The sequence below is a fragment of the Burkholderia sp. IMCC1007 genome, assembly GCF_027257875.1.
Classification (GTDB): Bacteria; Pseudomonadota; Gammaproteobacteria; order Burkholderiales; family Burkholderiaceae; genus Burkholderia.
On record NZ_JAPVQY010000023.1, the window covers coordinates 13142 to 27423 of the forward strand.

The following is a 14282-nucleotide window of genomic DNA, read 5'->3' on the forward strand; positions in this document are numbered from 1 at the left end:
CATGCCAACCGATTCCGTCGTCCACCAGCTTGCGATCCGCGCAGGCAACAAGCTGCGTGACGAGCACCTGTCGCTCGCCACCGCCGAATCCTGCACGGGCGGCATGATCGCCGCCGCGATCACCGACATCTCCGGCAGCAGCCAGTGGTTCGAGCGCGGCTTCGTCACGTACTCGAACCAGGCCAAGAGCGAGATGATCGGCGTACCGCCCGACCTGATCGAAAAGCACGGCGCCGTCAGCGAGCCCGTCGCCCGGGCGATGGCCGAAGGCGCGCTGCGCAACAGCCGCGCGCAGGTCGCGCTGTCCGTCACCGGCATCGCCGGCCCGGCGGGCGGCAGCGAGAAGAAGCCGGTCGGCACCGTGTCGTTCGCGTGGAGCAACCGGCTCCATACCGACGCCGAGACGCGCGTATTCAAGGGCGATCGCGAACAGATCCGCACGCAGGCGGCCGCGCATGCGCTGCGCGGGCTGCTGACGCTGCTCGACGAACGCGAAGGCTGATTCGTCCGCAACCCGGCGGGGCGACAAGCGCCCCTGCCCGCTTACTGGATCGCGTCGGGCTTCACGACGATCCAGTTCTTGTCCGCCGTGATCGGCAGGCCGAGCGCCTTCTGCTTCGCGGCCGATTCGTCCGACCACGCGCGGATCTGCGCCATCTGCTTGTCCTTCTTGTTCACCCACACGCGCACGCCGCCGCGCGCGACGTCGGTCGCGTTCAACAGCATGTAGCCGTCGGACGTCGGCGTGTCGCCCGCGACCAGCACCGGCTTCTTCCACTGGTCGATCCGGCCGACGATCGAGCCGAGCTTGCCCTCGTACCACGTCATCGGGTTCATCAGGAACGGCGTGATCACGAGGTTGCGGTTCGCGGCTTCGTCGTACTTGCCGGCCTTGATCTGCAGCCGCGACGTCGTCAGCGCGCCCGTCGCCGGGTTGCGCAGCAGCGTCGTCACGCCGATCACGTTCTGCGGCTTCACGTTGTAGCCGTACTTCGGATCGGACAGCACCAGCCGCGCGAGCTCCTCGTGCGCGGCCGTCATCACGTACACCTCGATCCCGTTCTCGCGCAGCGCGTTGTACAGTTCCTGCATCCCGCGGAAGAAGCGCGGCGGGTTCGCCGCGCCGTCGACCACCTTGTCGCCCTGCCAGTAGCGGATCGGCACCGGCTTGCCGTCGGCGAGCATCGCGTCGACGTGGCGCTTCAGGTCGGCCAGCGACAGCCCCGCGAACGCCTGCGCGATCCACGGGTAGCAGACGAGATCGTCGATCTCGCAGAGCCGGTAGTAGTAGCTCGTCAGCGACTCCTTGTAGCCGGCGGAATCCTTGAACGGGATCAGCTTCAGCGACGGGTCGAGCGAGTCGCGCGTGAGCACGCCGCGGTTCTCGAGATACGGCAGCAGCGATTCCTCGAGGTCGTAGCGGTAGGTCGTGTTGTCGGCGTCGAACACCGCGTAGTCGCCGCGGTTCGCGTGCTCGGCGATCATCGCGTTCAGCGCCTTCGCGCTGTCCGCCGGCCAGTGCGACAGGTCCGCCGCGTGGGCAAACGACATGCACAACGACGCGGCAAGCGCGCTCAGTAGATGGCGGGACAGCTTGGGCATGGCGTCGCTCCCTTTCTTGACATTTTGGTTACGGATCGATGACAAGCAGCATCGCGCAACGAAGTTGCCGACATACGGTGGGAAAGCGACGGGAAATTGTTCGCGTGCGCCAGGACGGCTCACGGCGGAAAAGCCGCGCGGCCCGCGCGCGCGGGGGGCGGCACAAGGCCGCCCGGGCGGGCGGCCTGTATTTCAGCGAGCGATCAGCGATGCGCGTTGATCGTATCGCGCGTCTTCTGCGCGGCGAGCGCCGCGGCTTCGGCGAAGTCTTCGCCGTTGCTCGCGTACAGGATCGCGCGCGACGAGTTGATCATCATCCCGGTGCCGTCGGCGGTGCGGCCCGCGTTGACGGTCGCCGCCACGTCGCCGCCCTGCGCGCCGATGCCGGGGATCAGGAGCGGCATGTCGCCGACGATCCCGCGCACGATCTCGATTTCGCGCGGGAACGTCGCGCCGACCACGAGGCCGAGCTGGCCGTTCCGCGCGTTCCACTTGTTCGCCGCGAGGTCGGCCACGACCTGATACAGCGGCCGGCCCGGATGGCCGGCCCCGCTCGTTTCGAGGAACTGCAGGTCCGAGCCGCCCGGGTTCGACGTGCGGCACAGCACGATCACGCCCTTGCCTTCATGCTCGAAGTACGGCTCGACCGAGTCGTAGCCCATGTACGGATTCACGGTAACGGCGTCCGCGCGATAGCGCTCGAACGCTTCGCGCGCGTACTGCTCGGCCGTGCTGCCGATGTCGCCGCGCTTCGCGTCGAGGATCACGGGCAGCCCCGGATGCTGGAGATGGATGTGCGCGATCAGGCGCTCCAGCTGATCTTCCGCGCGGTGCGCGGCGAAGTACGCGATCTGCGGCTTGAACGCGCTCGCATACTGCGCGGTCGCGTCGACGATCTGCCGGCAGAATTCGAAGATCGCATCGGGCTGGCCGTCGAATTGCACGGGAAAGCGCGACGGCTCGGGATCGAGGCCGACGCACAGCAGCGAATTCGTGCGCTGCCACGCGGCGCGCAGCGATTCGATGAAAGTAAGCGGGGAAGACATGGCGGATACTCGCGGCAAACCGTTGGTAGACCGCGTATTTTACCCGCGTCGCCGGCGTGCCTCGCGTGCGGCCGCATCGACCCGCGCATCGGCCCGCTCGACGGTGAACGAAAAACGCCGCGTGAGCCGCTCGCCCGGCGCGAGCAGCGTCATCCCGTGCGCGGCCGCGCCGCCCGGCAGGTTCACCGCGTTGATCGGATGATCGACCGGCTCGAAGCAGAAGAAATCCTCGCCGGGCGGCGTAAAGAGCACGTACGCATCGGTGTCGGCCGCGACCGTCAGCGACAGCCCGCGGCGCGGCCAGCCGACCGTCGCGTGGCCGCCCCAGCCGGTGAACGCATGATTGACGAGCGTCGCCGGCAGCGGATACGCGACGCCGAACTGCCAGGCCGGCGGCACGCTCACGTGCCGCACCGGCAGGAAGTCGGCGCCCGACAGCCACAGCCCGCCGGCCGCCGCGGCCAGCTCGGTCGCAGCGTCGCGCACCAGGAACGGATGCAGGCCGAGCCCGAACGGCAGCCGTGCGCGCCCCGCGTTCTCGATCGTCAGCGCGATCGACAGCGTCGCGTCGTCGAGCGCGAACGACTGGATTGCGCGGAACGCGTACGGCGCGCCGCTCGCGCGATCGAGCGACAGTTGCAGCGTCGTGTCCGTTGTGTCGTCGATCTGCCACGGCGCGAGCCAGCCGTCGCCGTGGATCGGCAGCGGCTCGTCGCGGCGGTTGCGCGGCACCGCGATCTTGCGCCCGTCGCATTCGAAGCGCCCGTCGCCGATCCGGTTCGAGTAAGGCAGCAGCGGATAGCACGCGAGCTCGTTCGGGTCCGTCGCGACTTCCGGGTGCTCGCAGCGGCGGAACACCGGCACCAGTGCGCCGTTGTCGCCGCGCCAGTCGAAGCGCGCGATGCCGCCGCCAAGGTGCGGCAGCACGTCGAGCCGCAGCGCCGCGTTCGACAGCGTGACGGCCGCCGCGTGCGCGGCGCCGACGCCCTGCGCGAACGCGGCGGTCTGCGGGCCGGCGCTGACCGGCTGCGCGGCGGCAGCCAGGCGCGCGCGGCGCGACTGGCTGGTGGACGACGATGCGCGCGAGGACGTGGCCGTCATGATGAACTCCTTTCCTTCGTCGAAGAAACGATGCGATACGTTGCGTTGCGCGATCCCGCGAATGCTCAGGCCCAGCCGCCGTCGACCACCACGTCCTGCGCGGTGATCATCCGGCTGTCGTCGGCCGCGAGGAACAGTGCCATGCGCGCGAGATCGTCCGGCAGCAGTTCGGCGTCGAGGCACTGACCGGCCTTGATCGCCGCGCGGCCTGCGGCGTCGAGCCACAGCCGGCGCTGCTTGTCGGTCATCACCCAGCCCGGCACCAGCGAATTCACGCGGATGCCGAACGGGCCGAGATCGCGCGCGAGCCCGCGCGTCAGGCCCTGCACGGCCGCCTTCGCGATCACGTAGACGGGATAGCCGCCGTTCTTCAGCATCCAGCTGATCGAGCCGAGATTGATGATGGCGCCGCCGCCGTGCTGCTTCATGTCGTCGATCACCGCCTGCGCGGCGAAGAACTGGTGACGCAGGTTCACCGCGATGCCCGCATCGAACGACGCGGGCGTCACGTCGGCGATCACGTGACGCACGTCGTTCGCCGCGTTGTTCACGAGCACCGTGATCGGGCCGATGCGCGCGCGGATCGCGTCGATCGCGCGGCGCAGCGCGTCGATGTCGGTCAGGTCGCTCGGCACGAACAGCGGCGCATGGCGCACGTGCTGCTCATGCGCGAGGCGCTCGGCGAGCGCGGCGCCCGCGTCGGCGTCGAGATCGACGAACGCGACGCGCGCACCCTGCCGCGCGAAGTGCTCGACGAACGACGCGCCGATGCCGGTCGCGCCGCCCGTGATCAGCACCGCGCGATCCTCGAGGCTCGGGTAGCGCGCGAAGCGCGCGTCGCTCGCGGCCGCGTGCGTGCCGTGCGCTGATGTGTCGATGGTCATGCGTATCGTCTCCGTGGATTCGGTCAGTCGCGTACGCCGCGGTTCTTCAGCTGGTCGAGCAGCACGGCCGCGAGCAGGATCGCGCCGCGCACCAGGTACTGGTAGAACGCGTCGATGTTCAGCAGGTTCATCACGTTCTCGACGGTGCCCATGATCAGCACGCCGATCACGACGCCCGAGATCGTCGCGCGGCCGCCCATCAGCGACACGCCGCCGAGCACGCATGCGGAGATCACGTTCAGCTCGAAGCCCTGCGCGGCGTTCGGCTGGCCCGACGTGATGCGCGACGCGAGGATCACGCCCGCGAGCGCCGTCACCGCGCCCTGGATCAGGAAGATGTACACGCGCGTGCGTTCGACGTTGATCCCCGCGAGCCGCGACGCCTCGGGATTGCCGCCGATCGCGAGCGTGTTGCGGCCGTAAACGGTCTGGTTCAGCAGCACGCCGAACCCGATGAAGCACAGCAGCGTGACCCAGATCGGCAGCGACACGCCGAACATCGACAGCCCGCCGAGCGCGATGAACGTATCCGACGACACGCCCACCGCCTGCCCCTTCGACACGATGAAGCCGAGCCCGCGCACGATCTCCATCGTCGCGAGCGTCGTGATCAGCGCGTTGATGCGCAGGTACGCGATCACCGCGCCGTTCACGAAGCCGATCGCGGCGCCGGCCGCGACCGCCGCGACGATCGCGACGAACGTGTTGTCGGTCGCGTTCAGCACCATCGCGCACAGCACGCCCGAGAACGCGACGGTCGAGCCGATCGACAGGTCGAAGTCGCGCGACGCGAGACAGAACATCATCGTGCACGCGACCATGCCGATCTGCGAGATCGACAGCGCGAGGCCGAGCATGTTGTCGATCGAGAAGAAGTGATCGACGGTCAGCGACATCGTGATGAACATCACCGCGAAGATCGCGATCAGGCTGTATTCGGTCAGATGCTGCCACCACTTCTGGCGGTCGCTCTGCTGCGGAACCAGCGTGTCGGCCGACGGCTTTACGGCGGCGCTGGCAAGGTTTTCGTTGGCTTGCATGGTGTGTCTCCCGCTCCTGCATCGCGCGGCCCGCGCCGCGCGTGTTCGATTCGAATGTCCCGGGCGTATCCGGCCGCGTCAGGCGGCCTCGACCGCGCTCGTCTGCGGCAGCGCGAGGTTCAGCACCGCGTGCTCGTTCGCCTCGGCGCGCGGCAGCTCGCCGGCGATCCGGCCTTCGCGCATCACGACGATGCGATCGGACACACCGAGCACTTCCGGCAGTTCCGACGACACCATCACGATCGCGCAGCCGCGCTCCGCGAGCCGGTAGATCACGTCGTAGATCTCGTGCTTCGCGCCGACGTCGATCCCGCGCGTCGGCTCGTCGAGGATCACGACCTTCAGGTCGGGCTCCGCGAGCCAGCGCGACAGGATCGCCTTCTGCTGGTTGCCGCCCGACAGGAAGCGGATCTTCTGCCGCCGGTTCGGCGTCTTGATCTTCAGACGCTGGATGAAGCGGTCGGCCGTTTCGCTTTCCGCCTTGCGGTTGATGAAGAGCCCGGCGCGCAGCGAATGGCGGCGGCAGCTGATGTTGATGTTCTCCGCAACCGACGCGATCGCGATGATCCCTTCTTCCTTGCGGTCTTCCGGGCACAGCACGATGCCGTGGCGGATCGCGTCGCCGGTGCGCTTCACGTCGATGCGCTTGCCGTCGAGCGTCAGCACGCCCGCGCGCCGGCGGTCCGCGCCATACACGAGCCGCATCAGTTCGCTGCGCCCCGCGCCGACCAGCCCGAAGAAGCCGACGATCTCGCCCGCGCGCACCGAGAAGCTCGCGGGTTCGCGCAGTGCCGGGCCGTCGATGCCTTCGGCGGAAAATCGCACGTCGCCGAGCGCGCGCGGTGCGTAATGGTAGATATCCGAAATCTCGCGCCCGACCATCTCGGCGACGAGCCGCTCGCGCGGCACGTCGGCGAGTGATGCGTGCGATGCGATCTTGCGACCGTCGCGAAAGATCGTGCATGCGTCGCACAGCCGGTAGATCTCGTCCATCCGGTGCGAGATGTAGATCAGCGCACGGCCTTGCGCACGCAGGTCGTCGACCAGCTTGAACAGCACCTCCGTCTCGCGATGCGACAGCGAGCTCGTCGGTTCGTCGAGCGCGATCACGCGCGCGTTGCGCATCAGCGCCTTGCAGATCTCGACCATCTGCCGCTGCGCGATCGACAGCCGCCCGAGCCGCGCGTCGGGATCGAGATCGACGCCCATCGCGGCGAGCCGCTCGCGCACGTGGCGCTTCGCTTCGCCCTTTCTCACCCAGCCGAGCGCGTTCGGCAGCCGGCCGAGCAGCAGGTTCTCCGTGACCGTCAGGTCGGGCACGTACTGCAGCTCCTGGTGAATCACCGCAATGCCGGCCGCGATCGAAGCGGCCGCACTCGTGAAATGCACGGGCTGGCCGTCGACCAGCACGCTGCCCGCGTCGGGCTGGTATTCGCCGCCGAGAATCTTCAGCAGCGTCGACTTGCCCGCGCCGTTCTCGCCCATCAGGCCATGCACTTCGCCCGCATGCACGTCGAACGAGATGCCGTCGAGTGCGCGCACGCCGGGAAATACCTTGCCGATATTGTCAAAACGCAGTGCCGCTGACACGTCGTCTCCCCACTTGCAGATCCATCGACCGCCGGCCGCCGCATCGCCGCGGCAGCCGGCGGGCCGCTTACTTCGATGCGAGCCCCATCTCCTCGCGCACCTTCGACACGTTGTCGCGCGTCGCGAGCATGCCCGTCGTCAGCGTCAGCGACGGCGGCGCCTTGCCCTGCGTGATCCACGCGTACATCAGGTCCGAGGTTTCCTCGCCGTGGCGCTTCGGGCTGATGATCACGGTGCCGTAGAAGCCGGTCGGCTGCGGCTTCTTGAATTCGTTCAACGCCGAATCGGAACCGCCGATGCCGATGCCGATCATGTTGTCGGCCTTGAAGCCGCGTCCTTCGGCCGCGCGCACCGCGCCGAGCACCGCCTCGTCGTTCAGGCCGTACGCGACCCAGTGCTTGAACTGCGGGTTCTTCGTGAGTGCGATGTTCGCCGCGTTGAACGCGTTCTCGGTGTCGGTCTTCGCCTGCGGCGCCGCGATCACGTTCGCCTTCGGGAAACCGGCCGCGACCAGCGCGTCGGTCGCGCCGCTCGTGCGGTCGTGCGCGGTCGGCAGCTGCTCGTAGGTGATGTCGATCGCGCCGACGTCCTTCATGTTCCAGCCGCGCTTCTTGATCTCGGCCGCGATGCCGTCGCCGACCTGCTTGCCGATGTTGTATGCGGAGATCCCCATGTGCGGCACCGACTCGATCGGCTTGCCGGCGCCGTCGACGAGGCGGTCGTCGACCGTCATCATCTTCAGGTTGTGCGACTTCGCCTTCGCGACGATGCCCGGCCCGAGCTTCACGTCGGGCGTGCAGATGATGAAGCCCTGCGCCTTCTGCGCGGACAGGTTGTCGATCGCGCTCATCACCTTCTCGCCCGACGGCGCGCCGATCTTCACGAGCGTGAAGCCCTTTTCCTTCGCAGCCGTCTCGGCGAACTTCCACTCGTCCTGGAACCACGGTTCTTCCGGCTGCTTCACGAGGAAGCCGATCTTGACCGGATCGGCCGCGTGCGCGACCGGGCTGCCCATCACCACCGCGGCTGCAGCGGCCAGCGTTACGAACGTTCTGCGTTTCATCTCCAGTGTCTCCTTGTCTTCATCGAGCAGGATGCAGCCGCTTGTTGGTTTCGACGCAGCGTGCGCGCGGCCGTCGCACGTGCGGTCTTTCGAATCGTTGCGTCAGTCGTGGTACAGCGCCGCGCGGCCGCCGTCCACGGTGATGCACGCGGCATTGATGAACGGCGCCTCGTCGGACGCGAGGAACACGGCCGTCATCGCGACTTCCTCCGGCTTGCCGATCCGCTTCATCGGCTGCAGCGCGAGCGTCTCGGCGCGCGCCGCGGCCGGATCGGGCTGCGCATCCCACCAGTCGCGCGTGAGCTGCGTCTCGATGTAGCCCGGCGCGATCGCGTTCACGCGCACGTTGCGCGCCGCGTATTCGATGCCGAGCGCACGCGTGAGGCCGAGCACGCCGTGTTTCGCGACCGGGTACGGAAAGCAGCCGGGGATGATGCGGAACGCATGCGTCGACGCGATGTTCACGATGCTGCCGCGACCGCGCGCGACCATCCCCTCCAGCGCCGCGCGGCAGCCATGCCATACGCCGTCGAGGTCGACCGCGAAACAGCGGCGCCAGTCGTCGTCCGTCATCGTCAGCGGATCGGCGAACACGTTGATGCCGGCGTTGTTCACCAGCACGTCGAGCGGGCCGAACGCGGCTTCGGTCTGCGCGAGCGCATCGCGCACCGCCTGCTGCCGTGCGACATCCGCCTGCAGCGGCAGCACGCGCGCGCCGTCGCATTCGTGTGCGATCGCGGCGGCCGTGTGCTGCGCCTGCGGGAAGTCGAGATCGGCGAGCGCGACGGCCGCGCCTTCGCGCACGAACGCGCGGGCGATCGCGGCGCCGATCCCGCGGCCCGCGCCCGTCACCATCGCGACCTTGCCCGCGAGCCGTTCCATCATGCGTCTCCGCCGCGCGCCGCGCGCAGGCCGGCCTGGAACGCGCGCGCGTTCGCCGCGGTCGTATCCGCCGACTGGCCGGGACGGTACAGCGCCGAGCCGAGCCCGAAGCCGTTCGCGCCGGCGTCGAGGAATGGCTGCATGTTGTCCGGCGAAATTCCGCCGACCGGAATCAGCGGCACCGCGCGATCGATCACCGCGCGCCACGCCTTCACGACCGTCACGCCGAGCTGCTCGGCCGGAAACATCTTCAGCACGTCCGCGCCGTTCGCGAGTGCGGCGAACGCTTCGGTCGGCGTCGCGACGCCCGGCGCGCTCGCCAGCCCGCGCTCGCGCGCGCGGCGAATCACGGCCGCGTCGCTGTGCGGCATCACGATCAGCGTGCCGCCCGCGTCCTGCACGCGGTCGACGTACTCGGCGCGCAGCACCGTGCCCGCGCCCACGATCACGTCGTCCGGCAACGCGCGGCGCAGCGCCGCGATGCTGTCGAACGGATCGGGCGAATTGAGCGGCACCTCGACGATCCGGAACCCGGCTTCGTACAGCGCGAGGCCGTGGTCGGCCGCTTCGGCGGGCGTGATGCCGCGCATGATCGCGATCAACGGGCACGCGTCGAACGCGCGCATCAGTGCGGCGTGCGGGATGTACGGCGCGGGCAGCGTAAGGTCGGACGACATCGGCGATTCCTCTTCAGTCAATTCATTGGTGCGCGCAGACGGGCTCGCCGTCCGCACGCACGAGCCCCGCGCGCGACGCGATGCACCACAGCCCGCGCTCGGTCGCCTGCGCGACGACGCGCGCATGCGTGCAGCCGAACACGCGCAGCGCATCCACGTAGCGCGCGCACAATCCGTCGTCGCCGATCAGCAGCAGCGGCTGGTTCGCGAGCGCGACGCCGCGCTCCGCGAGCATCGCGTCGAGCGCATTCAGTTCGTGGCCGATCAAAAGGCCCGACAGATAGTCGCCCTGCGCATCGGCCGCGAGCCGGTCGGTCAGGCCGAGCGTGCGCGTGCTGAAGATCGTCGCGAGCAGCCCGGTGCGCTGCGCGCCGCGCGCCACCGTCACGCCGCGCGCGAACGCCGCGCGGTCGCCCGATGCACTCGCGCGCATCGTGCGGCCGAGGATCGTGTGGTCGCGCAGCGCGGCGAACAGCTCGCCCGTCATGAAAGTCTGGAAGCGCTCGATCAGCCCGTCCTTCACCCACGCCCACTTCGCGTGCGTGCCCGGCAAGCCGATCAGTAGCCCTGAACGATCGGCATCAAGCATGGGATCGTTCGCGAGCGCGCCGAATATCTGCGTTTCTTCGCCGCGCATCACGTCGGGCAGCTCGCCCGTCGCGATCACGCCCGGCACGATCGACACCGTGGTGCCGCGCGCCGTCGTCACCGTGACGAGGCCCGCGACGAGCGCGTCCGCGCCGGCCGGCACCGCGACGTACGGCGCCTCGCGCCAGCCCTGCGCGCTGCCGACCATCCCGGCCGCAAGCACCGGCACGCCCGGCGCGCGGTCGAGCCAGTCGCCGCACGCTTCCTCGAACACGACGTCGAACGCGCGCGCGCCGCCGGCCGGCACATGCATCACGCCCGCCGCGCGGCTGCGCGTGTCGATGAGCGCGCCGTGCGCATCGAACAGATACGCGCGCAGCGACGTCGTGCCCCAGTCGAGCGCGATCAGCGACGGGGCGGCGGAGTTGGCGTCCGAAGCGGGCCGGGTCGAATGGGTCATCGTTTGATCCTGCGGGTACCCTGCGGCGGGCTCCAGCCCAGCTCCGCGGAAATCGCGCGCGCTTCGCGCTGCACGAGCGGTATCAGTTCGTCCATCCGGTCGTGCGGCATGTACGGAATCGTGCTCGCGACCGACACGGCCGCGACGATCGCACCCGATGCATCGCGGATCGGCGCGGCGACGCAACGGATCGACGCTTCGTTCTCCTCGAGATCGAACGTGTAGCCGCCGGCTGCGTAATGCGCCATGCGCTGCAGGAACGCGTTCGTTTCGGGGCGGTTGTCCGGCTTGAAATTGACGCCGGCCAGCGCACGCCGCGCGGCCTCGAACAGCGAGCGCCACAGATCCGGATCGAGGTCGAGCATCATCGCCTTGCCGATTCCGGTCGACGCGAGCGGCATCCGGTGGCCGACGCGCGAGCGCATCTCGAGGCCGCGCGTGCCGGGAATCTTGTCGATGTACAGCACGTCGTCGCCGTCGCGCACGCCGAGGTGAATCGTGTCGAGCGTCGCTTCCGCGAGCGCTTCGAGGTGCGGTCGCGCCACCGCCGTGAGCGGCATCTGTTCGAGCGCGATCGTGCCGAGTTCGATCAGCTTCGGGCCGAGCAGGTAGCCGCCTTGCACCTGGCGCAGGTAGCGCGCCTGCACGAGACTGCTGACGAGCCGGTGCGTCGTGCTGCGCGTCGTGCCGAGCGCGGCGCCGATCGCGCGCATGTCACGCGCGCCGTTGGCGATCGCCTCGAGGATCGCGAGGCCGCGCAGCAGCGTCTGCGTGCCGGCCTGCTGCGCGGCGAGGTCGAGCGGCGTGCTCGTGGCGCCGATGCTGTCCGTGAGCGGCGCATCGTCCGGCGTCGCGCGCCGGGCGTCGAGAGCGAGGGATTCGGGCATCTTGGTCATGGAACAGGCTTCTTCAGCGGAATCGGTGAAGCCGTTGTCGCAATGCCGGAACGGCGTCCGGCGACGCGGCAAAGCGGCGGTCGATGCACCGAGGAAAGCGCCCGGCGAACTTCATGGATGTGTCTCCGTGTGCTCGGGCGCCGCGCGATGCGTGGGTCCGAAGCTGTCGATGTGCTTCGGATTGTAGGAGCGCACGCATTCGTCTCCAATATTTGAATGCGTTGTCCAGATAATGAGATAAACGGTGACAAGCGCACCAGGTCGTCGCGAAACGGCCGTGTCATGTGCACGGGGGCGGAACCTGCCGCATCGCACGTTCCGCCCCCGTTTGATCATGCACGCCGCACTACTGCTGGTTCGCGCTGCGCGCCTGCATGTAGCGCTGGACGTCGGAGAACGACACGCGGCCGCTGCCGCCGGTGTCGATCTGCCGGAAGTGGTTCGCGACATAGCCGAGGCCGGCCGCGCGCGCCTGCGCCTGCGTGATCGACCCGCTGTTCTGCGTGTCGGCTGCGTCGAACTGCCGCGCGAGCTTGCGCACCACCTGCGCGTGCAGCGCGGCGCCGGTCGTCTGCGTGCCGGCGGTCGGCTTGCGCGCCGCCGGCGGCACGTACGGATCGCCGAGCTGCGCCTGGCGCGCCCGCGCCGGCGCAACGGCGTCGCTCGCCTGCGCGAACGCGGACAGGGACACGGATGCAACGCCGCCGCATGCAAGCGCCGCGGCAACGACGATGAAACGTTTCTTCATGTCAGGCTCCAGTCTGGAATGAGGTCGTCGACGGCCGGCGAACGGCGCCGCTACGGGCGCGCGTCGCCAGGCCCGCACATCGCATCAGTGCGCGGCCGCGTTGTAGAAGGTCACGAGGTCGGCTTTCTCCTGCGGACGCGACGTATCGTCGAGATAGACCATGTGTCCACCCTGATAGTCCTTGATCGTCAGGTTCGGTTGCGTGCCGAGCCGCGCGAGGTCGAGTTCGGTCTGGTAGAACGGCGTCGCGATGTCGTGATACCCGTTCAGCGACAGCACCTTCAACGACGGATTGAGCGTGAGCGCCGCGGCGAGATCGGGGATCGTGTCGGGCATCGCGAGGCCGTCGTGCGTCCAGTCCCACGTGTCGATCGCGTTGCTGCTCAGCGAATACGCGGATTGCGCGCTGTACTTCAGCACGTTCGGCAGATAGGCGCCGATCGTGTCGATGAACGGTTTCGTGATGAACGTGCTCGACGGGTCGCCGTCCGTCGCGAGCGGGCTCGACGACGGCACGTTCACGCGCGCGTCGTAGCGGCCGATCAGCGTGCCAGGGATCAGCGACACCTGGAAGCTGTTGTCGAAGAAGGTCGGGACCACGTTGAAGTCGGCGTTCCATAGCGCCTGCTTCACGCCGGTCGAATTCACCATCGTCGTGACGAGCGTCGGCGACGGCGGCGTATGGCTCGCGAGATACGCGTTCACCGCCGGCGCATAGCTGCCGGCCGTCAGCATGCGCATCTGGTCCGCGTACTGCGGCAGGCTCGACGGATTCGGATTGTCGAGCTGGTAGTACGCGCCGACGGTGCCGTAGGACGGCACGAAGCCCGCGCAGCTGACCGGGCTCGACCCGTTGTTCGAGTTGCCGATGTAGTCGCTCGCCATGTCGCAGTTCGCGTTGTAGTTCAGGATCGACGATTGCAGCACGATCCCGGCCAGGTTCACGCCGGCCGTCTCGAGCAGGTTCGCGAGCACGTCGGTGCGCGGCGTGCCGTACGATTCGCCGAACAGGTATTTCGGCGAATCGTTGCGCTGGTTCACCGCGAGGTAGCGCGTGACGAAGTCGCGGAACGCGCCGCCGTCCTGGTCGACGCCCCAGAACGTCTGGTTCGTGTTCGGCGCGATGGCTTCGGAGTACCCGGTGCCGATCGCGTCGACGAACACGAGGTCGGTCGTGTCGAGCAGGCTTTCCGCGTTGTCGACGAACGGGAACGTCGACGTGTTCGCGTTCGGGTCGCCCGTCTGGATCCGTTTCGGGCCGAACGAGCCGAGATGCAGCCACACCGATGCCGAGCCGGGGCCGCCGTTGTACAGGAACGTGACGGGCCGCTTCGCCGCGGGCTGGTTGTCGGCCGTGTACGCGACGTAGAAGAACGATGCTTCGGGTGCGCCCGTCTGCGGATTGCGCGCGACGAGGTGGCCGGCCGTGGCCGTGTAGCGGATCGTCCGGCCGTTCAGCGTGATCGTGTGATGCGTGACGGCGGCCTTTTCGACCGCGGCGGACGCGTCGAGCGACGCGGTCGCACTCGACGAATAACTGTTCGGATCGTTGTACGGCTTGTCGACCTGAGCGGCGGAATCGGCTGAACTGTCGGCGGCTGTCGCAGCAGACGACGTCACGTCGTCGTTGCAGGCCGTCAGGATCAGCGAAGAGAACACAACCCCCAACAACAGCTTCGCTTTGCTCGCTGGCATCGTTGCTTTC

Annotated in this window: 14 protein-coding genes; 1 reads left to right on the plus strand and 13 read right to left on the minus strand. The window is 68.6% G+C overall.

All coding sequences use genetic code 11. From position 1 onward, the window contains the following. Nucleotide 1 precedes the first annotated feature (1 nt). Nucleotides 2-502, plus strand: coding sequence for a CinA family protein (locus tag O1Q03_RS20190; protein ID WP_269505690.1), 501 nt, complete (start codon nucleotides 2-4; stop codon nucleotides 500-502). 41 nt (nucleotides 503-543) lie between these two features. Here the strand turns inward: O1Q03_RS20190 and O1Q03_RS20195 are convergent, their stop codons facing one another. From O1Q03_RS20195 to O1Q03_RS20255, 13 genes are all read right to left on the minus strand, one after another. Further along, on the minus strand, nucleotides 544-1602 hold the full coding sequence (locus O1Q03_RS20195; RefSeq protein ID WP_269505691.1) for a haloacid dehalogenase-like hydrolase: 1059 nt from the start codon (nucleotides 1600-1602) through the stop codon (nucleotides 544-546). Nucleotides 1603-1805: 203 nt separating this feature from the next. After that, a complete protein-coding gene (pyrF, locus tag O1Q03_RS20200) occupies nucleotides 1806-2648 on the minus strand; it encodes an orotidine-5'-phosphate decarboxylase (RefSeq protein ID WP_269505692.1) in 843 nt (280 codons plus the stop codon). Nucleotides 2649-2687: 39 nt separating this feature from the next. Beyond that, nucleotides 2688-3749, minus strand: coding sequence for an aldose 1-epimerase (locus tag O1Q03_RS20205; RefSeq protein WP_269505693.1), 1062 nt, complete (start codon nucleotides 3747-3749; stop codon nucleotides 2688-2690). A gap of 65 nt (nucleotides 3750-3814) precedes the next feature. Further along, the gene (locus tag O1Q03_RS20210) at nucleotides 3815-4633 is read right to left on the minus strand and encodes an SDR family NAD(P)-dependent oxidoreductase (protein ID WP_269505694.1); all 819 of its coding nucleotides are present in this window, start codon (nucleotides 4631-4633) and stop codon (nucleotides 3815-3817) included. A 23-nt stretch (nucleotides 4634-4656) separates the two neighbouring features. After that, complete coding sequence (gene araH / locus O1Q03_RS20215; protein ID WP_269505696.1) at nucleotides 4657-5673, minus strand: L-arabinose ABC transporter permease AraH; 1017 nt, start codon at nucleotides 5671-5673, stop codon at nucleotides 4657-4659. 78 nt (nucleotides 5674-5751) lie between these two features. Continuing rightward, nucleotides 5752-7263 (minus strand): L-arabinose ABC transporter ATP-binding protein AraG, encoded by a 1512-nt coding sequence (araG, locus tag O1Q03_RS20220; RefSeq protein WP_269505697.1) that lies wholly within the window; start codon nucleotides 7261-7263, stop codon nucleotides 5752-5754. 67 nt (nucleotides 7264-7330) lie between these two features. After that, nucleotides 7331-8326, minus strand: a complete 996-nt coding sequence (locus O1Q03_RS20225) for an arabinose ABC transporter substrate-binding protein (protein WP_269505699.1) — start codon at nucleotides 8324-8326, stop codon at nucleotides 7331-7333. A gap of 102 nt (nucleotides 8327-8428) precedes the next feature. After that, nucleotides 8429-9208: an SDR family oxidoreductase gene (locus O1Q03_RS20230; protein ID WP_269505782.1), complete on the minus strand. Its 780-nt coding sequence runs from the start codon at nucleotides 9206-9208 to the stop codon at nucleotides 8429-8431. After that, nucleotides 9208-9885, minus strand: coding sequence for a 2-dehydro-3-deoxy-6-phosphogalactonate aldolase (locus O1Q03_RS20235; RefSeq protein WP_269505700.1), 678 nt, complete (start codon nucleotides 9883-9885; stop codon nucleotides 9208-9210). The genes O1Q03_RS20230 and O1Q03_RS20235 overlap by 1 nt, the downstream gene beginning before the upstream one ends. A gap of 22 nt (nucleotides 9886-9907) precedes the next feature. Continuing rightward, nucleotides 9908-10933, minus strand: coding sequence for a 2-dehydro-3-deoxygalactonokinase (locus O1Q03_RS20240; RefSeq protein WP_269505701.1), 1026 nt, complete (start codon nucleotides 10931-10933; stop codon nucleotides 9908-9910). After that, the gene (locus O1Q03_RS20245) at nucleotides 10930-11829 is read right to left on the minus strand and encodes an IclR family transcriptional regulator (RefSeq protein ID WP_269505702.1); all 900 of its coding nucleotides are present in this window, start codon (nucleotides 11827-11829) and stop codon (nucleotides 10930-10932) included. The genes O1Q03_RS20240 and O1Q03_RS20245 overlap by 4 nt, the downstream gene beginning before the upstream one ends. A 346-nt stretch (nucleotides 11830-12175) precedes the next feature. Beyond that, a complete protein-coding gene (locus O1Q03_RS20250; RefSeq protein ID WP_269505703.1) occupies nucleotides 12176-12577 on the minus strand; it encodes an EF-hand domain-containing protein in 402 nt (133 codons plus the stop codon). Between the two features lie 84 nt (nucleotides 12578-12661). After that, a complete protein-coding gene (locus O1Q03_RS20255; RefSeq protein ID WP_269505704.1) occupies nucleotides 12662-14272 on the minus strand; it encodes a S10 family peptidase in 1611 nt (536 codons plus the stop codon). Nucleotides 14273-14282: the final 10 nt, after the last annotated feature.